Origin of the sequence: Streptomyces sp. NPDC015171 (assembly GCF_043079545.1) — a bacterium.
Lineage (GTDB): Bacteria > Actinomycetota > Actinomycetes > Streptomycetales > Streptomycetaceae > Streptomyces.
The window spans coordinates 713,875-735,427 of record NZ_JBIBUO010000001.1 but is presented as its reverse complement, the minus strand read 5'-3'; the positions used below and the strand labels follow the sequence as shown (position 1 = coordinate 735,427).

General features: G+C 73.3%; 23 protein-coding genes. 17 read left to right on the top strand and 6 right to left on the bottom strand.

Annotated elements, in window-relative coordinates; all coding sequences use genetic code 11:
• The first annotated feature begins 103 nt into the window (after window positions 1-103).
• The 3 genes from ACF073_RS03280 to ACF073_RS03270 all read left to right on the top strand — a co-directional run bounded on the left by ACF073_RS03280 (window position 104) and on the right by ACF073_RS03270 (window position 2,203).
• Window positions 104-1,381, top strand: coding sequence for an alpha/beta fold hydrolase (locus ACF073_RS03280; protein ID WP_392066408.1), 1,278 nt, complete (start codon window positions 104-106; stop codon window positions 1,379-1,381).
• Entirely contained in the window at window positions 1,338-1,859 is a 522-nt protein-coding gene (gene tsaE, locus ACF073_RS03275) for a tRNA (adenosine(37)-N6)-threonylcarbamoyltransferase complex ATPase subunit type 1 TsaE (RefSeq protein ID WP_392066406.1), read from the top strand. Before ACF073_RS03280 ends, tsaE begins: the two co-directional genes overlap by 44 nt.
• A gap of 128 nt (window positions 1,860-1,987) precedes the next feature.
• Entirely contained in the window at window positions 1,988-2,203 is a 216-nt protein-coding gene (locus ACF073_RS03270) for a hypothetical protein (protein WP_392066405.1), read from the top strand.
• A 317-nt stretch (window positions 2,204-2,520) separates the two neighbouring features.
• On the opposite strand, the gene ACF073_RS03265 is transcribed toward ACF073_RS03270, so the two are convergent.
• Window positions 2,521-3,081 (bottom strand): hypothetical protein, encoded by a 561-nt coding sequence (locus tag ACF073_RS03265; RefSeq protein ID WP_392066403.1) that lies wholly within the window; start codon window positions 3,079-3,081, stop codon window positions 2,521-2,523.
• A gap of 113 nt (window positions 3,082-3,194) precedes the next feature.
• Here ACF073_RS03265 and tsaB point away from each other — a divergent pair, with 113 nt between their 5' ends.
• The 8 genes from tsaB to ACF073_RS03225 all read left to right on the top strand — a co-directional run bounded on the left by tsaB (window position 3,195) and on the right by ACF073_RS03225 (window position 10,407).
• Window positions 3,195-3,851, top strand: a complete 657-nt coding sequence (tsaB, locus tag ACF073_RS03260; RefSeq protein WP_392066401.1) for a tRNA (adenosine(37)-N6)-threonylcarbamoyltransferase complex dimerization subunit type 1 TsaB — start codon at window positions 3,195-3,197, stop codon at window positions 3,849-3,851.
• Between the two features lie 29 nt (window positions 3,852-3,880).
• The gene (gene rimI / locus ACF073_RS03255; protein WP_392066870.1) at window positions 3,881-4,381 is read left to right on the top strand and encodes a ribosomal protein S18-alanine N-acetyltransferase; all 501 of its coding nucleotides are present in this window, start codon (window positions 3,881-3,883) and stop codon (window positions 4,379-4,381) included.
• Window positions 4,374-5,471 (top strand): tRNA (adenosine(37)-N6)-threonylcarbamoyltransferase complex transferase subunit TsaD, encoded by a 1,098-nt coding sequence (tsaD, locus tag ACF073_RS03250; RefSeq protein ID WP_392066400.1) that lies wholly within the window; start codon window positions 4,374-4,376, stop codon window positions 5,469-5,471. Before rimI ends, tsaD begins: the two co-directional genes overlap by 8 nt.
• Complete coding sequence (locus ACF073_RS03245; protein WP_392066398.1) at window positions 5,468-5,725, top strand: hypothetical protein; 258 nt, start codon at window positions 5,468-5,470, stop codon at window positions 5,723-5,725. The genes tsaD and ACF073_RS03245 overlap by 4 nt, the downstream gene beginning before the upstream one ends.
• Before the next feature lie 301 nt (window positions 5,726-6,026).
• On the top strand, window positions 6,027-7,082 hold the full coding sequence (locus ACF073_RS03240) for an LCP family protein (protein ID WP_392066396.1): 1,056 nt from the start codon (window positions 6,027-6,029) through the stop codon (window positions 7,080-7,082).
• Between the two features lie 94 nt (window positions 7,083-7,176).
• Complete coding sequence (locus ACF073_RS03235; RefSeq protein ID WP_392066395.1) at window positions 7,177-8,550, top strand: FG-GAP-like repeat-containing protein; 1,374 nt, start codon at window positions 7,177-7,179, stop codon at window positions 8,548-8,550.
• A 138-nt stretch (window positions 8,551-8,688) separates the two neighbouring features.
• Window positions 8,689-9,045: a YciI family protein gene (locus tag ACF073_RS03230; RefSeq protein WP_392066393.1), complete on the top strand. Its 357-nt coding sequence runs from the start codon at window positions 8,689-8,691 to the stop codon at window positions 9,043-9,045.
• Between the two features lie 60 nt (window positions 9,046-9,105).
• Window positions 9,106-10,407 carry an RNA polymerase sigma factor gene (locus tag ACF073_RS03225; RefSeq protein ID WP_392066391.1) on the top strand — a complete coding sequence of 434 codons (1,302 nt, stop codon included), beginning with the start codon at window positions 9,106-9,108 and terminating at the stop codon, window positions 10,405-10,407.
• On the opposite strand, the gene ACF073_RS03220 is transcribed toward ACF073_RS03225, so the two are convergent.
• Window positions 10,334-11,521 (bottom strand): class I SAM-dependent methyltransferase, encoded by a 1,188-nt coding sequence (locus ACF073_RS03220; protein ID WP_392066389.1) that lies wholly within the window; start codon window positions 11,519-11,521, stop codon window positions 10,334-10,336. The two genes, ACF073_RS03225 and ACF073_RS03220, sit on opposite strands and share 74 nt — an antisense overlap.
• Before the next feature lie 90 nt (window positions 11,522-11,611).
• Between ACF073_RS03220 and ACF073_RS03215 the strand changes: the two genes are divergently transcribed.
• The 4 genes from ACF073_RS03215 to groL all read left to right on the top strand — a co-directional run bounded on the left by ACF073_RS03215 (window position 11,612) and on the right by groL (window position 15,676).
• Window positions 11,612-12,517 (top strand): polysaccharide deacetylase family protein, encoded by a 906-nt coding sequence (locus ACF073_RS03215; RefSeq protein WP_392066387.1) that lies wholly within the window; start codon window positions 11,612-11,614, stop codon window positions 12,515-12,517.
• The gene (locus tag ACF073_RS03210) at window positions 12,514-13,326 is read left to right on the top strand and encodes a polysaccharide deacetylase family protein (protein WP_392066385.1); all 813 of its coding nucleotides are present in this window, start codon (window positions 12,514-12,516) and stop codon (window positions 13,324-13,326) included. The genes ACF073_RS03215 and ACF073_RS03210 overlap by 4 nt, the downstream gene beginning before the upstream one ends.
• Before the next feature lie 296 nt (window positions 13,327-13,622).
• The gene (gene groES, locus ACF073_RS03205; protein ID WP_066995800.1) at window positions 13,623-13,931 is read left to right on the top strand and encodes a co-chaperone GroES; all 309 of its coding nucleotides are present in this window, start codon (window positions 13,623-13,625) and stop codon (window positions 13,929-13,931) included.
• A 119-nt stretch (window positions 13,932-14,050) separates the two neighbouring features.
• Window positions 14,051-15,676 carry a chaperonin GroEL gene (groL, locus tag ACF073_RS03200; RefSeq protein WP_392066383.1) on the top strand — a complete coding sequence of 542 codons (1,626 nt, stop codon included), beginning with the start codon at window positions 14,051-14,053 and terminating at the stop codon, window positions 15,674-15,676.
• 73 nt (window positions 15,677-15,749) lie between these two features.
• Here groL and ACF073_RS03195 read toward each other — a convergent pair whose 3' ends face one another.
• From ACF073_RS03195 to ACF073_RS03185, 3 genes are all read right to left on the bottom strand, one after another.
• A complete protein-coding gene (locus ACF073_RS03195; protein ID WP_392066381.1) occupies window positions 15,750-16,457 on the bottom strand; it encodes an ester cyclase in 708 nt (235 codons plus the stop codon).
• A 74-nt stretch (window positions 16,458-16,531) separates the two neighbouring features.
• Complete coding sequence (locus ACF073_RS03190) at window positions 16,532-17,305, bottom strand: SDR family NAD(P)-dependent oxidoreductase (RefSeq protein ID WP_392066379.1); 774 nt, start codon at window positions 17,303-17,305, stop codon at window positions 16,532-16,534.
• Between the two features lie 76 nt (window positions 17,306-17,381).
• Window positions 17,382-18,050, bottom strand: coding sequence for an MOSC domain-containing protein (locus ACF073_RS03185; protein ID WP_392066377.1), 669 nt, complete (start codon window positions 18,048-18,050; stop codon window positions 17,382-17,384).
• Between the two features lie 79 nt (window positions 18,051-18,129).
• Between ACF073_RS03185 and ACF073_RS03180 the strand changes: the two genes are divergently transcribed.
• Window positions 18,130-19,029 (top strand): LysR family transcriptional regulator, encoded by a 900-nt coding sequence (locus ACF073_RS03180; RefSeq protein WP_392066375.1) that lies wholly within the window; start codon window positions 18,130-18,132, stop codon window positions 19,027-19,029.
• Window positions 19,030-19,153: 124 nt separating this feature from the next.
• Here the strand turns inward: ACF073_RS03180 and ACF073_RS03175 are convergent, their stop codons facing one another.
• Window positions 19,154-19,483, bottom strand: coding sequence for a WhiB family transcriptional regulator (locus ACF073_RS03175; protein ID WP_392066373.1), 330 nt, complete (start codon window positions 19,481-19,483; stop codon window positions 19,154-19,156).
• Window positions 19,484-19,864: 381 nt separating this feature from the next.
• Here ACF073_RS03175 and ACF073_RS03170 point away from each other — a divergent pair, with 381 nt between their 5' ends.
• On the top strand, window positions 19,865-20,476 hold the full coding sequence (locus ACF073_RS03170) for a response regulator transcription factor (protein WP_003948568.1): 612 nt from the start codon (window positions 19,865-19,867) through the stop codon (window positions 20,474-20,476).
• The last annotated feature ends 1,077 nt before the right edge of the window (window positions 20,477-21,553 follow it).

Sequence of the window (21,553 nt, the reverse complement as noted above, 5' to 3'; positions counted from 1 at the left end):
TGGAGAGCGGCAGCCCCGATCACCCCCGGCACCGGCAGCGCGGCGGCACCATCCGTTTCACCCGTCCAGGCGAACCGCAGTACGGCGAAGAGGAGAGCGGCACGTGAGCGAGAGCAGCGCGGAGGCCGTGGCGGACGTCGTCGCCGCGGCGGCCGCCGCCTCCTCCGCGGGGGCGGCGGCCGGGAGCTGGCGCAAGGCGACCGGCATCGCCGGTGCCGCGATAGGCGTGCTCGCCGCCGGGGCGGCGGCCGGCGTCGCCATAGAGCGGATGACGGTGGGGCGCGGGATGCGCCGCAGGGCCCGGCTGGCGCTGGACTCGGCGGGACCGTACGGCACCCTGCGCGGCACCCCGGGCAAGGCGTACGCCGACGACGGCACCGAGCTGTACTACGAGGTCGACGAGGTCGAGCCCGACACCGGGCCGAACGTCTCGCCCCGCAGGCGCCGGCTCTTCGGCCGCAAGGCGCCGGCCCCGGTCACCGTCGTCTTCTGCCACGGCTACTGCCTCAACCAGGACTCCTGGCACTTCCAGCGGGCGGCCCTGCGCGGGGTCGTGCGGACCGTGCACTGGGACCAGCGCAGCCACGGGCGGTCCGGGCGGGGCGTGGCCCAGAACCGGGACCGGGACCGGGTGCCGGTCACCATCGATCAGCTGGGCCGCGATCTGAAGGCCGTGCTCGACGCCGCCGCACCGGACGGGCCGCTGGTGCTGGTCGGTCACTCGATGGGCGGGATGACCGTGATGGCCCTGGCCGCCCAGTTCCCGGAGCTGATCGGCGACCGGGTCGTGGCCACCGCCCTGGTCGGCACGTCGTCCGGGCGGCTGGGCGAGGTGAACTTCGGGCTTCCGCTGGCCGGCGTCAACGCGGTGCGCCGGATCCTGCCCGGGGTGCTGAAGGCGCTCGGACAGCAGGCGGAGCTGGTGGAGAAGGGGCGCCGGGCCACCGCCGAGCTGTTCGCCGGGATCATCAAGCGGTACTCGTTCGCGGGACGGGACGTCGACCCGGCGGTGGAGCGGTTCGCCGAGCGGATGATCGAGTCCACGCCGATCGACGTGGTCGCCGAGTTCTACCCGGCCTTCACCGACCACGACAAGACCGAGGCGCTCGCCTGCTTCCAGGACATGCCGGTGCTGGTGCTGGCCGGTGTCCGGGACCTGGTCACACCCAGCGAGCACAGCGAGGTCATCGCCGATCTGCTGCCCGACGCCGAGCTGGTGCTGGTGCCGGACGCCGGGCACCTGGTGATGCTGGAACACCCGGAAGCGGTCACCGACCGCCTCGCCGACCTGCTCACCCGGGCGGGCGCGGTACCCGCAGGGGCTACCGTAAGTGGCTATGGAACGACCAGCAGCACCAGCCGCTCCGCACCAGGCCGCTGAGATCCGGCTGACGATCACCTCGCCCGAGCAGATGCGGGAGCTGGGCCGCCGGCTTGCCGCGCTGCTGCGCGCGGGCGATCTGGTGATGCTCAGCGGGGAGCTGGGCGCCGGCAAGACCACGCTGACCCGCGGGCTCGGCGAGGGCCTGGGCGTGCGCGGCGCCGTCACCTCGCCGACCTTCGTGATCGCCCGGGTGCACCCGTCCCTCGGCGGCGGGCCGCCCCTGGTGCACGTCGACGCCTACCGGCTCGCCGGCGGTCTCGACGAGATGGAGGACCTGGACCTCGACGTCTCGCTGCCCGAGTCGGTGATCGTCGTGGAGTGGGGCGAGGGCAAGGTCGAGGAGCTGACCGACGACCGGCTCCAGGTCGTCATCCACCGGGCCGTCGGCGACACCACGGACGAGGTACGGCACGTGACGCTGGCCGGCCTGGGGCAGCGGTGGGCCGGGGCCCGCCTTGAGGCGCTGTCCGGCTGAGGCCCGACAGGGTTCCGACAAGCCGTCGGCAAGATATTGCGCAGGACGTCCCGGGCGTGGTCACATGGTAGCCAGCCCGTGGTTAGGTGTGCCTAACTACACCCGCCCCCGCACCTCAGGAGGCGTCCATGACCGCCGTACGACCCCCGGAGCGGCCCCGCCCCGCCGCGCCCGCCGCGGTGTCCATGCGTGACCTGCTGGCGTCCTGCGCGGCGGCGGACGCGGTCTCCAGGCCGCCCAGGCCCGCCGAGCGCCCCGAAGGGGCGCGGAGAGCCGTGCGGGCGGCCGCGTCGCCGTCCCGGGCGGACGACGGGCTGGCCCGGCCGTTGCGGCACAGCGCCTGAGCGGCCTGTCCGGCCCCGCGGCACAACGCCTGAGCGGGCCTGTTCGGCCCCGCGGCACAGCGCCTGAGTGGCCTGTCCGGTCCTGTGGCACGGCGTCTGAGCGGCGTGTCCGGTCCCGCGGCACAGCGCCTGAGTGGCCTGTCCGGCCCCGCGGCACAGCGCCTGAGTGGCCTGTCCGGTCCTGTGGCACGGCGCCTGAGGGTGGCCTGTCCGGTCCTGTGGCACGGCGCCTGAGCGGCGTGTCCGGCCTCGCGGCACAGCGCCTGAGCGGCCTGGCCGGTCCTGCGGCGCTGCATCTGAGGGCCTGCCGGCCGGCCCTAGCGGATCACGATCACCCGTACGCCGATCGTCGCGAACTGCCACATCGCGTTCCCGTCCGCCCGGCTCTCCCGGATGCCACCCGTCTTCAGGCTCGGGTCCGCCATCGCGCTCGAACCGCTGTCCACGGGCGCGCTGAACCCGATCGCCACGTCGTTCACGCTGGTGAAGCGCACCACGTGCTCGATCGGGATGCCGTCGGTGCCGGTGGCCGCGTTCGAGCGGGACGTCACCCAGTAGATGCCCGGCGGCGGGTCCACGCTGCCCGGCTGCACCCGGAAGGTGCGCTGCACCCGGTTCCCGGGGGCGACCAGCCAGATCCGGTCGTCGTCCACCGAGTACACGACCCGTTCACCCGATCCGGAGCCGCTCGGCAGGGCGCTCGGATGCTCCCGGTCGCGGGGCGCCTTCGCCTGGGCCGACGCGGCGGAGGCGCTCGCCGTCGGCCCGCCCGCCAGGCTCGCCGGGACGGTCGCCTGGGCCTGGTAGGCGAGGAAGCCGACCGTCCCCAGAGCCGCCGCGGTGAGGCCGGCCACGATCCCCGAGCTGGTCCCTGCCACCTGCGCTCACCTCTGCTTCGCGCCATATGTCGTATTTCGTACAGACCGTAGCAGCCGGTGACCGTCCGTCCCGGACGGCCGTGCCCGAGCCGCGGGCGCCGTAGGCTGTTCGCGTGCTCTTGCTCGCTCTGGATACCGCAACACCCGCCGTCACCGTCGCCCTGCACGACGGCACCGACGTCATCGCCTCGTCGAGCCAGGTGGACGCGCGCCGGCACGGAGAGCTGCTGCTGCCGGCCGTCGACCGGGTCCTCGCCGAGGCCGGACTGAAGCTGGAGGCCGTCACCGGCGTCGTCGTCGGCACCGGTCCCGGCCCCTACACCGGACTGCGGGTCGGTCTGATGACCGCCGACACCTTCGGCCTGGCGCTCGGCGTCCCGGTGCACGGCCTGTGCACGCTGGACGGCCTCGCCTACGCCGCCGACATCGAGAAAGGCCCCTTCGTCGTGGCGACCGACGCCCGGCGCAAGGAGGTCTACTGGGCCACGTACGCCGACTCCCGGACCCGGCTGACCGGTCCGGCCGTCGACCGCCCGGCCGACATCGCCGAGCAGGTCGCGGGCCTCCCGGCGGTCGGCGCGGGTGCGCTGCTCTACCCGGACACGTTCCCGGTCGCCCATGAGCCCGAGCACGTGTCCGCCGCCGCCCTCGCCGCGCTCGCGGCACAGAAGCTGGCGGCGGGCGAGGAGCTGCCCGTGCCCCGGCCGCTCTACCTGCGCCGCCCGGACGCCCAAGTCCCCAAGAACTACAAGGTGGTCACCCCCAAGTGACACAGCCGGCACCCCCACGACTGCGCGAGATGCGCTGGTGGGACATCGACCAGGTCCTCGAACTGGAGAAGGGCCTCTTCCCCGAGGACGCCTGGTCCCGGGGCATGTTCTGGTCCGAGCTGGCCCACGCCCGGGGCTCCGAGGCGACGCGGCGCTATCTCGTCGCGGAGTCCCCCGAGGCCCGGATCGTCGGCTACGCGGGCCTGGCCTCCGCCGGTGAGCTGGCCGACGTCCAGACCATCGCGGTCGCCCACGACCACCAGGGCACCGGCCTCGGTGCCCGCCTGCTGACCGAGCTGCTGCGCGCGGCGACCGCGTTCGAGTGCCACGAGGTGATGCTCGAGTGCCGGGTCGACAACGTCCGCGCCCAGAAGCTCTACGAACGCTTCGGCTTCGAGCCCATCGGCTTCCGGCGCGGCTACTACCAGCCCGGGAACGTGGACGCCCTGGTGATGCGCCTGACCACGGCGCCCGACAGCGGCACGGCCGGGGGCTCATCCTCAGAACAAGGAACCGAGATCAATGGCTGACGAACCCCTCGTCCTCGGCATCGAGACCTCCTGCGACGAGACCGGCGTCGGCGTCGTCCGCGGCACCACCCTGCTGGCGGACGCCGTCGCCTCCAGCGTCGACGAGCACGCCCGCTTCGGCGGGGTCGTACCGGAGGTGGCCTCCCGGGCCCACCTGGAGGCGATGGTCCCGACCATCGAGCGCGCCCTGAAGGAGGCGGGTGTCTCCGCCAGGGACCTGGACGGCATCGCGGTCACCGCGGGCCCCGGCCTCGCGGGCGCCCTGCTGGTCGGCGTCTCGGCGGCCAAGGCGTACGCCTACGCCCTCGGCAAGCCGCTGTACGGCGTCAACCACCTGGCCTCCCACATCTGCGTGGACCAGCTGGAGCACGGCCCGCTGCCCGAGCCGACGATGGCCCTGCTGGTCTCCGGCGGCCACTCCTCCCTGCTGCTCTCCGAGGACATCACCTCCGACGTCCGCCCGATGGGCTCGACCATCGACGACGCGGCGGGCGAGGCCTTCGACAAGATCGCCCGCGTGCTGAACCTGGGCTTCCCCGGCGGCCCCGTCATCGACCGGTACGCCAAGGAGGGCGACCCCCGGGCGATCGCCTTCCCGCGCGGCCTCACCGGCCCGCGCGATCCGGCGTACGACTTCTCCTTCTCCGGTCTGAAGACCGCCGTGGCCCGCTGGATCGAGGCCAAGCGGGCGGCGGGCGAGGAGGTCCCGGTGCGCGATGTGGCCGCGTCCTTCCAGGAGGCGGTCGTGGACGTGCTCACCCGCAAGGCCGTCCGCGCCTGCAAGGACGAGGGCGTCGACCACCTGATGATCGGCGGCGGTGTCGCGGCCAACTCCCGGCTGCGCGTGCTCGCCCAGGAGCGCTGCGAGGCGGCCGGCATCCGGCTGCGGGTGCCGCGCCCCAAGCTGTGCACGGACAACGGCGCGATGGTGGCCGCGCTCGGCGCCGAGATGGTCGCCCGCAATCGGGCCGCGTCCAGCTGGGACCTGTCGGCCGACTCGTCCCTGCCGGTGACCGAGCCGCACGTCCCCGGCCACGGACACGGCCACGACCACGTGCACGAGGTCAGCAAGGAGAACCTCTACCCGTGACCGTCGCCCTGATGTGGGAGGCCCGGGCCGCCGACGGCCGGGGCGGGGACCTGCTGGACTGGGCCGCGCGGCAGCAGCTCGCCGGCACCCCGCTCCGCCGGGAGACCTTCCGGGCCCCGCAGGACCGGGTCCTGGTCGTCACCTGGTGGGACGCCCCGTACGACGCCGACCTCCCCGAACTGCCCGAGCCGGATCCGGAGCTGGTGACCCGCGCGGTGCACCGGTGGCGGTTCGAGCAAGTGGGGACCGGATAGCGCCGGGTTGGGAGAACGGCCCGAGGTGCGCTATGATCATCACACAGCGAACGGCCGGAACACCGGCCCGGACGCAGTGCGTTGGTGGTCCAAGGAAAGACGTCCCGCTTCCTGCGGGGAGATGCAGGTGCAAGGCCTGCCCGGCGCTCCACTGAACACCCGCCCCCGGTCATGGGGGCGGGTGTTCGCGTTGTGCCGCCGTCCCGCCCCCGGCGACCCCGGCATGAGAATTTCCCGAGAAAACCGCTTCTCACGACTTCCGCTAACAGGGCGCTAATAATTCGGACTTACGTTCCTGTCCGTGACGCGACATGAGGAGCAAGGCGACACCGGCCAAGGGGTGGGCCGGCGGTCGAGAGCGCTGAAGGCCGCCGGCCTCGCCCTGGCGGGAGTCCTGGTGCTGGGCACGGCCGCCGCCGGCTATGCGTACTGGCATCTCAACAACAACATCAAGAGCGTCGACATCGACAGCGCGCTCGGCGACAACCGCCCGGCCAGGGCGACGACCAGCGCGGGCACGTCCGTCCGGACCGCCGCCGCGCCGCTGCCGACCGGCGCCCTGAACATCCTGGTCCTCGGCTCCGACTCGCGCAGCGGCAAGGCCAACCGGACCCTGGGCGGAGGTGACAGCTCCGGCGCCCGCTCGGACACGGCGATGGTCGTGCACATCGACGCCGGCCGGACGAAGGCGACCGTCGTCAGCATCCCGCGGGACACCCTGGTCACCCGCCCGTCCTGCCCGCTGCCCTCCGGGGGATCGACGGCCGTGGCGCACGGCGCGATGTTCAACACCGCCTACGAGGTGGGCGGTCCGGTGTGCGCGGTGAAGACCGTCGAGTCGATGACGCACGTGCGCATGGACCACTACGTCGAGATCGACTTCTCCGGCTTCGCCAAGCTGGTGGACGCGCTCGGCGGGGTCACGGTGACCACCGGCCAGGACATCGACGACGACCGGAGCCATCTCCGCCTCGACGCCGGCACCCACCATCTCGACGGCACCCGGGCCCTGGCGCTGGCCCGCACCCGGCACGGCATAGGCGACGGCAGCGACCTGGGCCGCATAGGGCTGCAGCAGAAGCTCGTCACAGCCCTGCTGGAGCGGATGGCGGCCATCGACCTGCTCACCGACCCCGCCGAGCTCTACCGGGTCGCCGACGCGGCCACCGCCGGACTCACCACGGACACCGGCCTCGACTCCCTGGGCGAGCTGACGAAGCTCGGCCGGAGCCTGAAGGGACTGACCTCGGGCCGGGTGAGGACGGTGATGATGCCGGTCGTCGTCGCACCCCAGGACCCCAACCGGGTGGTGGCGAAGGAACCGGCGGCGGGCGACCTGTGGGACTCGCTGCGCTGACAGCGCCCACCGGCGGCCCCCGCCTCGTACAACCATGTGAACGGCCGGCTGGTCTTTCGCGGTGACCGAGTCGCCGTACGCCAGGGGGTTTCCGTTGTTCTCGCCGCGTTCGCACGCCCGTTGGGCGCTTGTGCTGACCCTGGGGCTGACCGCCCTCGGGGCCGCCGTACCGCAGGCGTCCGCGGCGAAGGCCGCCGTACCCGCCCGTGACGACTTCAACGGCGACGGCTATGCCGACCTCGTCGTCGGCGCCCCGCACGGCACGGTCGGCGGCAAGGCCGGTGCCGGCTACCTGACCGTGATGTACGGCGGCCCGCACGGCCTGTCCACCGGCCACCGCACGGTCGTCAGCCGGGCCGGCGCCGGTGTCCCCGGCGGCCCGGCGAAGAACGAGGCATTCGGCCAGCAGTTCTCCGAGGGCGACCTGGACGGCGACGGATACGCCGACCTGGTGGCCTACGGCAGCCCGGCGCAGGGTGGCTCGGTCGTGCTCTGGGGCGGCCCGCACGGGCTGTCCGGCGGGACCTCCGTCCCCGCCGTGAGCACCCAGACCGGCGACTTCGACGGGGACGGACGGCTGGACCTGGCGCTGTTCAGGACCGGCTCGGGGCCCGGCGGCGGCGACGACCCGTACGGCACCGAGGCCACCCTGTGGCGGGGCCCGGTCAAGCGCACCGGCGTCCCGGCGGCCACCCGGCCCCTCGGCGCGGCCTCGCTCCAGTACGTCGACGTCCGCGGCGGCACCACCGGCGACCTCAACGGAGACGGCCGGGACGACTTCGCCCTGTCCGCGTACTGCGGCGACGGAGTCGACTGCGTCAAGGTGCTGCTGAGCACCCCTTCGGGCTTCGCCCCCGGCCCGTCCGTCCCCGGGGACGGCGCGGTGGCCGTCGGGGACGTCAACGGCGACCGCCGCCCCGACCTCGTCACCGGGCACGCCGACGAGAACGAGATCTGGGTGGCGTACGGCTCGGCCGGCGGCCTGGGCGCGCGCGGCACCTGGAAGAGGTTCACCCAGGACACCCCCGGCGTGCCCGGTGCCGCGGAGAGCGACGACAGGTTCGGCACCTCGGTCGCCGTCGGTGACATCACCGGAGACGGCGTCGACGACGTGGCGGTCGGCGCCCCGGGCGAGGACCACGCCGAGGGCGTGGTCGACGTGCTGCGCGGCAGCCGCTCCGGCCTGACCGGCACGGGGGCGAGGGCCTTCACCCAGGACACCGCGGGCGTGCCCGGTACCGCCGAGACGAACGACGTCTTCGGCTGCGCGCTCGCGCTGTCCGACCTCGACCGCGACCGACATGCCGAGCTGGCCGCCGGGGCAGCGGGGGAGGACGCCGGCAACGGCGCGGTCTGGGTGCTGCGCGGCCGTACGGCGGGCCCGGTGACGGACGCCGCCCTCGTCTTCGGCGGGAAGGCGGTCGGGGCGCCGTACACGAAGGCCGCCTTCGGCTTCGCGCTGAAGTAGGGCCGGAACGGCGGCCCGGCCAGGGCCGGAGAAAATTCTTCGAGGAATTTCCGCGAGCGTGTCGAATCCGGTGTCTCCCGTTCGACGCATGGGTGAGCGGCGGGGAAAAGGCCCCGCCGCCCGACCGAAGGAGTCACCGTGCCCCGCTTCCTGTCGCTCGTGCGCATCGACGAGTCCGCCGCCCCCGCCGAGGGCCCCAGCGAGGCCCTGATGCAGCGCATGGGCGAGCTGATCGAGGAGATCACCAAGGCCGGCGTCATGCTCGACACCGCGGGCCTGCTGCCGTCCGCCCAGGGCACCCGTGTGCACTGGGAGGGCGGGAAGATCTCCGTCACCGACGGGCCCTTCACCGAGACCAAGGAGGTCGTCGGCGGCTACGCGCTGATGCAGTGCAAGGACAAGGCCGAGGCCCTGGAGTGGACCAAGCGGTTCCTCCAGGTCCACGAGGAGTTCTGGACCGTCACCTGCGAGGTCCGGGAGATCGCCGAGGGCTGAGACCGTCCCCGGCCCTGGTCCGCTGGCCCGGGGCCGCCCGGGGGTGTTGCATGGTGGGCTGTGGAACCACAGCCCACCGCGGCACACACCATCGAGACCGTCTTCCGCCTGGAGTCCCCGCGCGTCGTCGCCGGCGTCGCCCGGATCGTCCGGGACGTCGGCATCGCCGAGGAACTGGCCCAGGACGCCCTGGTCGCGGCCCTGGAGAAGTGGCCCGGGGACGGCGTGCCCGACAACCCCGGCGCCTGGCTCATGGCCACCGCCCGGCACCGCGCCGTCGACCTGGTCCGGCGCCGCGAGACCTACGCCCGCAAACTCGCCGAGATCGGCCGGGACCTGGAGACGACGGCACCGCCGCAGGAGCCCGCCGACCCGGACGACATCGACGACGACCTGCTCCGGCTGGTCTTCACCACCTGCCACCCGGTGCTGTCGCCGGACGCCCGCACCGCGCTCACCCTGCGCCTGCTCGGCGGCCTCAGCACGGCCGAGATCGCCCGCGCCTGCCTCGTACCGGAACCGACGATCGCCCAGCGCGTCGTCCGCGCCAAACGCACCCTGGCGACTCGGAACATCGCCTTCGAGGTGCCGTACGGACCCGATCGCGAGGCCCGCCTCGGCTCCGTCCTCGACGTCATCTACCTGATCTTCAACGAGGGCTACGCGGCCACGGCGGGCGACGACTGGCTGCGCCCCGGCCTGTGCGAGGACGCGCTGCGGCTGGCCCGCGTGCTGTCCGCGCTGATGCCCGGGGAGCCCGAGGTGCACGCCCTGACCGCGCTGCTGGAGTTCCAGGCGTCCCGCGCCGCCGCCCGCACCGGACCCGACGGCACACCGGTGCTGCTCAGGGACCAGAACCGGCGCCGCTGGAACCGCCTGCTCATCGCGCGCGGGGTCCGCGCCCTCGAGCGGGCCGGCGCCGCCGCGGCCGGCCCCCCGGGCCCGTACGCCCTCCAGGCGGCCATCGCCGCCTGCCACGCGCGCGCGTACACGTACGAGGAGACCGACTGGCGTGCCATCGCCACCCTGTACGGTCTGCTCGCGGCCCGCGCCCCGTCGCCGGTCGTGGAGCTGAACCGGGCCGTCGCCGTGTCGATGGCCGACGGTCCGGCCGAGGGGCTGAAGCTGGTGGACGCCCTGGCCGCCGAGCCCGCCCTCGGGGACTACCACCTGCTGCCCAGCGTCCGCGGCGACCTGCTGGCCCGGCTCGGACGCACCGCCGAGGCCCGCGAGGAGTTCCTCCGGGCGGCCCGCCTCGCCCGCAACGAGAAGGAACGGGAGCTGCTGCTCAGCCGGGCCCGGGAGCCGCAGCCCGGGCCGGGGCCCCGATCAGCATCGTCGGCGCCCCCGCCACCCGGGTGAGGAACACGGTGGCCGCGTTGGGCCCCTGCGGCTTCACCTTGCGGCGCAGCTCCTCCGGCTCGACGGCCGAGCCGCGCTTCTTCACGGTCAGCGTGCCGACCCCGCGCTCGCGCAGCAGCGCCTTCAGCTTCTTGACGCCGAACGGGAGCCGGTCGGTGATCTCGTAGGCGGCGGCGTACGGCGTGGGCCGCAGCTCGTCGGCGGTGATGTACGCGATGGTCGGGTCCAGGAGCCCGCCGCCGACCTCCTCGGCGACCTCGGCGACCAGGTGGGCGCGGATCACGGCGCCGTCCGGCTCGTACAGGTACCGGCCCACCGGCCGCACCGCGGGGTCGGGCAGCCCGCGCCCCCGCAGGGTGCGCGGGCCCGGCAGCAGTGTGGCCCGCACGGCGCCCGGCGCCCCGGTCCCGAACCACAGCACCGCCTCCTTCACATCGCCGCCGTCGGAGATCCACTCCGCCTCGGCCTCGGCCGGGACGACCTCGTGCGGGACACCGGGGGCGATCTTCAGCGCGGCGCGGGGTGCCGCGCGGGCGGCCTCGACCGCCCAGGACAGCGGCGGCGAGTACGCCTCCGGATCGAACACCCGCCCGCGTCCGCCCCGCCGTGCCGGATCCACGAACACGGCGTCGTACCCGGCGGTGTCCGCCTCCGTGACGTCCGCCTCCCGCACCTCGATCAGGCCGTCGAGGCCCAGCGCCGCCGCGTTCGCCCGGGCCGTCGCCGCCGTCAGCGGGTCCCGGTCCACGGCCAGCACCCGGATCCCGGCCCGCGCCAGCGCGATCGCGTCCCCGCCGATGCCGCAGCACAGATCGGCGACGGAGGTCACGCCCAGCTCCGCGAACCGCGCCGCCCGGTACGCCGCCACGCTGGTCCGCGTCGACTGCTCGACCCCGTTCGGCGTGAAGAACATCCGCCCGGCGTCCTCGGCGCCGAACTTCGCCGCCGCCCGCTGCCGCAGCCTGGCCTGGCCGAGCGCGGCCGAGACCAGCTCGGCGGGGTGGTCGCGGCGCAGCCGGGTGGCCACGGCCAGCTCCCGCGCGGGTTCGGTGTCGCGCACCTCGTCGAGGAGGGCGCGGCCTTCGGGGGTGAGGAGCAGAGCGAGGTCGTTCACCGGGTCATTGTCGGCCAGTCGGTGGATGGTGCGCCTCCGGCGGCGTTGTCTGCCCGGGTCGGGGGCCGGGGCCTGGGAGGATCCGGCACCATGCGAGCAGTAGTACAAAATGAAAAAAATCGGGCGCGGATGGCGAAAGTGGCAGCGGGCTCCGCGGCCCTCGCACTCGCCGCGGGCGCCCTCCTGTCCGGCTGCGCCGACGACGCCGGCCCGGCCAAGGGCCAGGGCGGCCCCGCCCGCCCCCAGGACCCGCAGGCCCGCCAGGCCGCCGAACACGCCCGGCTGGCCGCCGCCGCCCGGCGCTGGAACCTGGACCGGGTCCCGCTCACGCCCCCCGCCCCGCCCGCCCACAAGCCCCGGATCACCCCCCGGGACGGCTTCGAGGTGGACGGCCAGGAGGAGGAGGGCCTGCCGCCGGTCTTCACCACCGTCCCCACCAAGCAGAAGGTCGTCTTCCTCACCATCGACGACGGCGCCGAGAAGGACCCGGCGTTCCTGCGCATGATGAGCGAGCTGAAGATCCCGTACACGGCCTTCCTCAGCAACTACCTCGTCAAGGACGACTACGCCTACTTCCGCCGGATGCAGGCGCAGGGCGTCACCCTCAACAACCACACCCTCACCCACCCCTATCTGCCCGGCCTGTCCTACGAGGAGCAGAAGGACGAGATCTGCGGCATGCAGGCCGTCATGAAGGAGCAGTTCGGCAGGGCGCCCACCGTGTTCCGGCCGCCGTACGGCAACTACAACGGCGACACCCTGCGCGCCGCGAAGGAGTGCGGCATCAGGTACGCGCCCATCTGGGACGAGGAGGTCTTCGTCGACCACTGGGAGTACCGCGACTGGGACCGCAGCCTGCACCCCGGCGACATCGTCCTCACCCACTTCCGCGGCCGCGACGACTGGGACGGCACGATGGTGGACGACATGCGCCGCTTCCTGAACAAGGTCACGCGTGAGGGCTACGCCGTGGCCCGCCTGGAGGACTACCTGTGAGGCCCCTGCGGGGCCCGGCCGCGGTCGTGGCCGCGGCCCTGCTCCTGACGGGCTGCGCCCAGTCCGTCGACCCCATCGAGCGCCTCGGCAAGAAGGCCGCCGAAGGGGTGCGCCCGCACACCTCCGCCGCCGGCCGCGGCTACCGGTACTGGGGCCTGGCCCGGCCCCTCGCCCGCTCCCCGGTGCGTCCGGCCCGGCCGCTCGCCGAGCGGCCGGCGGCCGGCGCCCGGCCCCGGGTGGTCGACCGTGTCCCCACCCGCGACCCGGTCGTCTTCCTCACCTACGACGACGGCGCCGAACGGGACCCCCGGTTCGTCGACATGGTCCGCGACCTGCGGCTCCCGGTCACCCTGTTCCTCACCGACAGCGTCGCCGCCCCCGGCTACCGCCACTTCGCCCGGCTGCGCGCGCTGGGCGCCGGCATCGAGAACCACACCGTCGACCACCGGGCGCCCGCCGGACTGCCGTACGCCGGCCAGCGCGCCGAGATCTGCGGCCAGCAGGACCGCCTCCGGGCCGGCGTCGGCGTCCGCCCCCGCCTCTTCCGCCCGCCCTACGGCTCCTACGACGCCACCACCCTGCGCGCCGCGGCCGACTGCGGTATCTCCGCGCTCGTCCTGTGGCGTGCCGCCCTGACCCCGGCCGGCTTCGCCTACACCCACGGCCCGCACCGGCTGCGCCCCGGCGACATCGTCCTGGTGGGCCCCGACGAGCCGGCCGGACCGCCCCTGCGCGAACGCACGGCACGGGTGCTGCGCGGCGCGCAGGAGCAGGGGCTGACGGCGGGACGCCTGGAGGACTACCTGTGATCCGCACATCCCTCCGCCGCCAAAAAGCGCGTGGCCACCGGCGCTGACAGGGGCCGCGGAGGCGGCGGCGCCCGGCTGAGGGGGTCCCGCGCACACCGATTTCGCCCGACGCGCCGCACGGCATTGGCACTCCGCTTGACCGAGTGCTAATCGCGGTCATAGTCTCGGCTCTGGCACTCCCCGAGTGAGAGTGCCAAAAACGCGACGGGCAGATCCGGCACCCGCGACGACGGATCGACCTGGTCGCCACCTCAGACAGATAACCCCGTGAGATCTCCGAAGGGGGAGGTCGGATCGTGACGACCACCAGCTCCAAGGTTGCCATCAAGCCGCTCGAGGACCGCATTGTGGTCCAGCCGCTCGACGCCGAGCAGACCACCGCCTCTGGCCTGGTCATCCCGGACACCGCGAAGGAGAAGCCCCAGGAGGGCGCCGTCCTCGCCGTGGGCCCGGGCCGCTTCGAGAACGGCGAGCGCCTGCCGCTCGACGTCAAGGTCGGCGACGTCGTCCTGTACAGCAAGTACGGCGGCACCGAGGTGAAGTACAACGGTGACGAGTACCTCGTCCTCTCGGCTCGCGACGTCCTCGCGATCATCGAGAAGTAATCACCTCAAGCAACTCTCTGCTTGAAGCTGCGCCCCTGGCCCCCGCCACCGATAAGAAGCCGGGCGCCCGGGGCGCAGCGTCTTTTCACCCACAGATTTCCGAGAGGGCTCCCGCTGCCATGGCGAAGATCCTGAAGTTCGACGAGGACGCCCGTCGCGCCCTTGAGCGCGGCGTCAACAAGCTTGCCGACACGGTCAAGGTGACGATCGGCCCCCGCGGCCGCAACGTCGTCATCGACAAGAAGTTCGGCGCCCCCACCATCACCAACGACGGTGTCACGATCGCCCGCGAGGTCGAGATCGACGACCCGTACGAGAACCTCGGCGCGCAGCTGGTGAAGGAGGTGGCCACCAAGACCAACGACATCGCTGGTGATGGCACCACCACCGCCACCGTGCTCGCCCAGGCGCTGGTCCGCGAGGGCCTGCGGAACGTCGCCGCGGGTGCCTCCCCGGCCGCCCTGAAGAAGGGCATCGACGCCGCCGTCAAGGCCGTCTCCGACGACCTGCTCGCGACGGCCCGCCCGATCGACGAGAAGTCCGACATCGCCGCCGTCGCCGCGCTGTCCGCCCAGGACCAGCAGGTCGGCGAGCTGATCGCCGAGGCCATGGACAAGGTCGGCAAGGACGGTGTCATCACCGTCGAGGAGTCCAACACCTTCGGTCTCGAACTGGACTTCACCGAGGGCATGGCCTTCGACAAGGGCTACCTGTCGCCGTACTTCGTGACGGACCAGGAGCGCATGGAGGCCGTCCTGGAGGACCCCTACATCCTCATCAACCAGGGCAAGATCTCCTCCATCCAGGACCTCCTGCCGCTGCTGGAGAAGGTCATCCAGACGGGTGGCTCCAAGCCGCTGCTGATCATCGCCGAGGACGTCGAGGGCGAGGCCCTCTCCACCCTCGTCGTGAACAAGATCCGCGGCACCTTCAACGCGGTCGCGGTCAAGGCCCCCGGCTTCGGCGACCGCCGCAAGGCGATGCTGCAGGACATGGCCGTCCTCACCGGCGCCACCGTCATCTCCGAGGAGGTCGGCCTCAAGCTCGACCAGGCCGGTCTCGAGGTGCTCGGCTCCGCCCGCCGCGTGACGGTCACCAAGGACGACACGACCATCGTCGACGGCGCCGGCCAGTCCGAGGACGTCCACGGCCGCATCAACCAGATCAAGGCCGAGATCGAGAACACGGACTCCGACTGGGACCGCGAGAAGCTCCAGGAGCGCCTCGCGAAGCTGGCCGGCGGCGTGTGCGTGATCAAGGTCGGCGCCGCCACCGAGGTGGAGCTGAAGGAGAAGAAGCACCGTCTGGAGGACGCCATCTCCGCGACCCGCGCCGCGGTCGAGGAGGGCATCGTCTCCGGTGGCGGTTCCGCCCTGGTGCACGCCGCCAAGGTCCTGGAGGGCAACCTCGGCAAGACCGGCGACGAGGCCACCGGTGTGGCCGTCGTCCGCCGCGCGGTCGTCGAGCCGCTGCGCTGGATCGCCGAGAACGCCGGCCTTGAGGGTTACGTCATCACCTCCAAGGTCGCCGAGCTCGACAAGGGCCAGGGCTTCAACGCCGCCACCGGCGAGTACGGCGACCTGGTCAAGGCCGGCGTCATCGACCCGGTGAAGGTCACCCGCTCCGCCCTGGAGAACGCCGCCTCCATCGCCTCCCTGCTGCTCACGACCGAGACCCTGGTCGTCGAGAAGAAGGAAGAGGAAGAGCCGGCCGCCGCGGGCCACGGCCACGGCCACGCCCACTGAGCCTGACGCTCGCAGCGAAGGCCCGGCGCCCCACGGGGGGAGCCGGGCCTTCGCCCTGTCCGCCGCCGTGGCGCTATCGCTCCCACTCGTCCAGCGCCCCCAGCTGCTGCATCAGACCGAGCTGGTCGTGCTGCCACCACAGCTCGGCGATCTTGCCGCCCGGACCGAACCGGAACATCGTCATCCCGGTCATGGCGACCCGCCTGCCGGTGGCCGCGATCCCCAGGAAGTCGCCCCGGTGCGTGGCGTTCCAGGTCCACCGCGCGCAGGCCCGCTCGCCCTGCGCGCACACGTCCTCGACCGTGAACGCCGCCTCGAAGGCGCGGCGCCACATCCGGAACTCGGCGCGGACGCCGTCCAGCCCGATGGTGTCCTGCGGGTTCATCGGATCACGGCTGTGGACGTCCTCGTCCAGCAGGTCGTTCAGCGGCGCCAGTTCACCCGGTGCCGCCAGCGCGGCGAAGAACCGCCGCACAGAGTCCTCGGCCGGCCGCTCGTCCCGTACGACGTCCAGATCGGTGAACGCCGGCAGCTCGTCGCACAGCGCGACCAGCCCCCGGTAGATCCGGTCGGTCTCCGGGAGGTTCGAGTCCCGCATCGCCTCCTCGTACGAGGGGAACTCCACCACCTCGACGACGTGCGACGCGTCCGAGCGGTCCGTGCCGACCAGTGCGTGCGTCGCCGACCGCTTCCTCCCGGACCGCGCGGCCCAGTCGTCCATGAGCCGGTTCATCTCGTCCGGCCGGCTCGTCCTGCACTCGATGAGCTGTACGAAGGTCATGGCGCCGCCTCCGGCCCCCTGGTCCGGTACCGTCCCGCCCATTTTCCCACCGGGACGGCAGCGCGCCCCGTCCGCTACTGCGGCCCGTACTTGCGCCCCGTACGGGAGGTGACCCCGCCCAGCAGCGCGCGCGGTGTCACCTTCACCAGACCCATCAGCGCCTTGTACCGGGGGTCCGGGACGGACAGCGACCTGCCGCGCGCGAGGTCGGCCAGGGCCGCCGCGACCAGCTTGTCGGCGTCCAGCCACATCCAGCCGGGGATGTTGTCCGTGCCCATCCCGGCCCGCTGGTGGAACTCGGTGCGCACGAAGCCCGGGCAGAGCGCCATCAGCCGGACCCCGGTGCCGGCCAGGTCCCGCGCCGCGCCCTGGGTGAACTGCACGACCCACGCCTTGGACGCGCCGTACGTGCCGCGCGGCACGAAGGCGGCCACCGAGGCGACGTTCACCACCCCGCCCCGGCCGCGCTCGCGCATCGCCTCGGCCGCCGCTGACGTCAGCCGGAGCACCGCCTCGCAGTGCACCTTGAGCATCCGCAGCTCGTCGGCCATGGAGACGTCGAGGTAGCGGCCCTTGTTGCCGAAGCCGGCGTTGTTGACCAGCAGATCGACCGGGTTCTTCCGGTCGCCGAGCCGGTCGGCCACCGACTCGATGCCCTTGTCCTCGGCCAGGTCGGCGCTCAGCACCTCCACCTCGATGCCGTGCCGGTCGTGCAGTTCGGTCGCCTGTTCGTGCAGCCGTTCGGTGTCCCGGGCGACCAGGACGAGGTCATGCCCGTCCGCCGCCAGCCGCCGCGCGAACGCGGCGCCGATCCCCGCGGTCGATCCCGTAATCAGAGCCGTTGTCATGGCCCAAGGGTAGTGACCCGGACCGGCAGCTTCCGCTGTCCGCGCCCCCTGGTCCCGGCCGCCTCCTGACGGCCGCTCAGCCCCCGTGCGCCGCCGTGTACTTCCGGGCCTGCGCCAGTGCCTCCGGGTGCAGCGCCGCGCCCGCCGCGAGCAGCCGGGGCAGCAGCTCCCGCTCGGTGGTGACCGCGCGGAACTGCATCGCCGCCGTCACCCCGTGGTCCGGCCGGTGCACGATCTCCACCGGATCGCCCGCCAGGATCTCGCCCGGCCGGATCACCCGGAGGTAGGCACCCGTTGCGCCCTTCTGTGTGAACCTCTTGACCCAGCCGCGCTCGCCCAGATGGCCCTGGAACGTCCGGCAGGGAATCCGCCCCGAGGTCACCTCCAGAACGACCTCGGAACCGATCCGCCAGCGCTCGCCGATCAGCGCGCCGGACACCTCGAGGCCGTCCGTCGTGAGGTTCTCCCCGAAGGAGCCGTTGGCCAGTGAGCGGCCCAGCTCGCGCTCCCAGCCGTCCAGGTCCTCCCGCGCGTACGCGTACACCGCCTGGTCGTCCCCGCCGTGATGGCGCAGGTCGCACACGGCGTCACCGGCGAGACCGCTGCCGGCCACCCCCTTGGCGCCGGGGGCGGCCACCCGCACCGGCCCGGCGGCCGGCCGCTTGTCGATGCCCGTCACGCCCTGTGCCTGGTCCGAGTACGGCACGGCCTGCGGACGGCCCAGATTGACCGAGAGAACCTTCATGGCCCCACGGTACGTGCCGCGCCTCAAAGCGGCGAGCGAATATCGCGCGGCATACCCAAGCGGCACTTATACTCAGAGAGTGATCGAGGCCCGTCATCTCCGCGTCCTGCGCGCCGTCGCCACCACCGGTTCCTTCTCGGCGGCGGGGCGCGAGCTGGGCTGCACGCAGCCCGCCGTCAGCCAGCAGATGAAGGCCCTGGAGGGCTCGGTCGGCACCCCGCTGCTGGTCCGCAACGGCCGCGAGATGCGCCTGACCCAGGCCGGCGAGGCCCTCGTCCGGCACGCCTCCGGGATCCTCGCCGGGCTCACCGCCGCCGAGGAGGAGGTCGCCGCCATCGCCGGCCTGCGCGCGGGCCGGGTCCGCCTCGTCTCCTTCCCCAGCGGCAGCTCCACCCTGGTCCCGACGGCCCTGGCCGCCCTGCGCGCCGCCCACCCCGGCACCCGCGTCTCCCTGGAGGAGGCCGAGCCCCCGAGGTCGGTCGAGCTGCTGCGCGAGGGCGACTGCGACCTGGCCCTGGCCTTCCGCTACGAGGGAGCGGCGGTCGCCGAGGACTGGGGAGACCTCGTCGTGCGCCCCCTGCTGACGGACCGTCTGGTCGCCCTGGTGCCGGAGCGGCACCGCCTCGCGCGCGCGGAGAGCGTCGCCATCGGCGAGCTGGCCCAGGAACCCTGGATCGCGGGCTGCCCGCGCTGCCGCGGCCAACTGGTCGAGGTCTGCGAAGGGGCCGGCTTCACCCCGCGCATCGACTTCGCCACGGACGACTATCCGGCGGTGGTCGGCCTGGTCGGCGCGGGCCTCGGTGTCGCCGTACTGCCTCAGCTGGCCGTGGAATCGGTACGGCCGCGGGGCGCGCGCACGGTGCGCCTGGAACCGGCGGTGCGGCGGGAGATCGTCGCCCTCACCCTGCCCGACCTGGCACCGGTGCCCGCCGTCGCGGCGACGCTGGAGCAACTGGCCCGGGCGGCCGGTCGCCCCTAGGGGGACGGCCGCGGACACGGCGGCAGAGACTTGGGCACGCGTGCGCGTGCCCAAGGAGGGTGCGACGGCGCATCCGGTCAGCCGTGGGCGCGGACCGGTGAGCCCTGATTGCAGAAACGTTCCTTCAGTGGTTCGGGGCGGTGTGCCCGCCGGTGGTCGAGGCCGCCACCAGACGGTTGCGTGCCCGTCCCATCAACTCCTCGCGCTCGTCCTCGGTCAGGCCGCCCCAGACGCCGTACGGCTCGCGTACCGCCAGCGCGTGCGCCGCGCACTCCGCGCGGACCGGGCACCTCATGCAGACCTCCTTGGCCGAGTTCTCGCGAGCGCTCCGAGCCGCCCCGCGCTCGCCCTCCGGGTGGAAGAAGAGCGAGCTGTCCACCCCGCGGCAGGCAGCGAGCAGCTGCCAGTCCCACAGGTCCGCGTTCGGTCCGGGAAGGCGGGAGAAATCTGCCATTACGTGACCCCTTGTCGCCGTTCTGGGCGGATACGGTGCCAACGACCGTACATCTCCGGTCTAAGGAGATGAAAATATGACTCATTGCGAATCTAGCCCCGGACACTACGAAACGGGAAGAAAAGCGGCTAAATGGGGCATAGGTTGTGATGAAAAGTTGAGGGTCCGTTGGGCATGTCTGCACCGTGTCGGCCCCCTCACGTAGAGTGCCGAAGACGGCACGCGGCCCCGTAACTCTTTCGAGTGACCGTCGTTGAGAGTGCGGAGGCGGTTGAAAACACAAGCGCTCGGGCAGGCGTCCGAGACGGTCGACCGCACAGGTGACGATTCCGTACCAGCCTGGAGGCTCAAGGTGACGCGCATCAGCTGCGGAGGGCGGTCATGACATCCGTCCTCGTCTGCGACGACTCCCCGCTTGCCCGAGAAGCGCTCCGCCGCGCGGTGGCGACCGTGCCCGGCGTCGAGCGCGTGACGACGGCGGCCAACGGCGAGGAAGTACTCCGCCGCTGGGGCGCCGACCGCTCCGACCTCATCCTGATGGACGTGCGCATGCCCGGTCTGGGCGGCGTCGAGACCGTGCGCCGGCTGCTGTCCGCCGACCCGGGTGCGCGGATCATCATGCTCACCGTCGCCGAGGATCTCGACGGCGTGGCCCTCGCGGTCGCCGCCGGCGCGCGCGGCTATCTGCACAAGGACGCCTCGCGCGCGGAGCTGCGCGCCACGGTGACGCAGGCGCTCGCCGACCCGACCTGGCGGCTCGCCCCGCGGCGGCTGCGCTCGGCGGAGATGGGCGCGGCGCCCACACTCACCGCGCGCGAGATCCAGGTGCTGGAGGGCATGAGCCACGGCCGCTCGAACGCCGAGATCGGCCGTGAGCTGTTCCTCTCCGAGGACACCGTGAAGACGCACGCGCGGCGCCTGTTCAAGAAGCTCGGCGCCTCGGACCGGGCGCACGCGGTGGCCCTCGGCTTCCGCTGGGGACTGGTCCGGTAGCGGATGCCGGGCCCTGCGGGCCGCCCGGCACCGGGCGGCGCGACCCGGCTCCGCTCCCGCCCGAGGCTCGCGCACCGGCGACCGCCCGGTGCGCCGCCACCGGGCGGCGGCCTGCCGGAAGGCGGCACGGCACGGCCGCCGGGGGCGCCCGGGGTGCGTGCGGGATGCCGTGCGGGCCTCGGTCGCGTGTGGTCATCGGTGGTGCCCGGGGTGTGCGCGGGGTGCCGTGCGGACGCCGGTCGCGTGCGCTTGTCGACGGCACCTGGAGCGGGTGCCGCGAGGGGCGCGGGAGACCGGGCGCGCGGTGACGTGCCGGGTTTCCCGGTGACACCGGGGCCATGCCTCGACCGGACTGTGTCTTGATACGGGCGCGGGGTGCCGCGCCGGCCGCGACGCGCTGCGGTCGGCGAGGCGGTCCTCCGGTTCCCGTGCGGGCCTGTGATCGCCGCGGACGCACGGGGTGTACGGGATGCGCGGGACGTACGGGGTGTACGGCACTGCCGTACCGGCCGAGGTACCGGCCGACGGGTGTCTGCCGGGGTGGCGAGCGCCCGCCGCACGCATGCCCGGGCGGCTGTTCCGATGGTCCGCCCATGCCGCACATCTCCCCGGGGATCCGCCGGAGCAAAGGACGCGTGCCGCACACCCGCGGGGGCGCCTGTCCCGGCGGTGCGCGCATGCCGCACACCCGTCCGGTGCTCCGCCGAGGCGGTGCGCGCATGCCGTGCGCCCCCCGGCGAACGCCCCGGTCGTACGGCCTCGCCGCGCGCCCCGGAGCCGCCTGGCGCAGGGGTACGGATCCGCCGTGCGCACCGGAGGGCGCGTGCGCGCCCCGGTGGTGCGGGCCGGCGGCCGGGCGACCCCGGCGCACCACACCGCCCGGCGCGGCGCATGAGGCGCGTACCACCTCGCGGACCGCCCCGGCGGAGCATGTGCAAGGCGGCCCGCCGGACGCGCGCTGCTCGTTTCGGCGCGGATGCCGCATCCTTGAGGTGTGGAGTCTCTCGGGGACGAGTCGGTCGAGCGGAAGGGGAGGGCGCAGGGAATGAGTGCCGGCGCACCTGCTCATAACGCTTC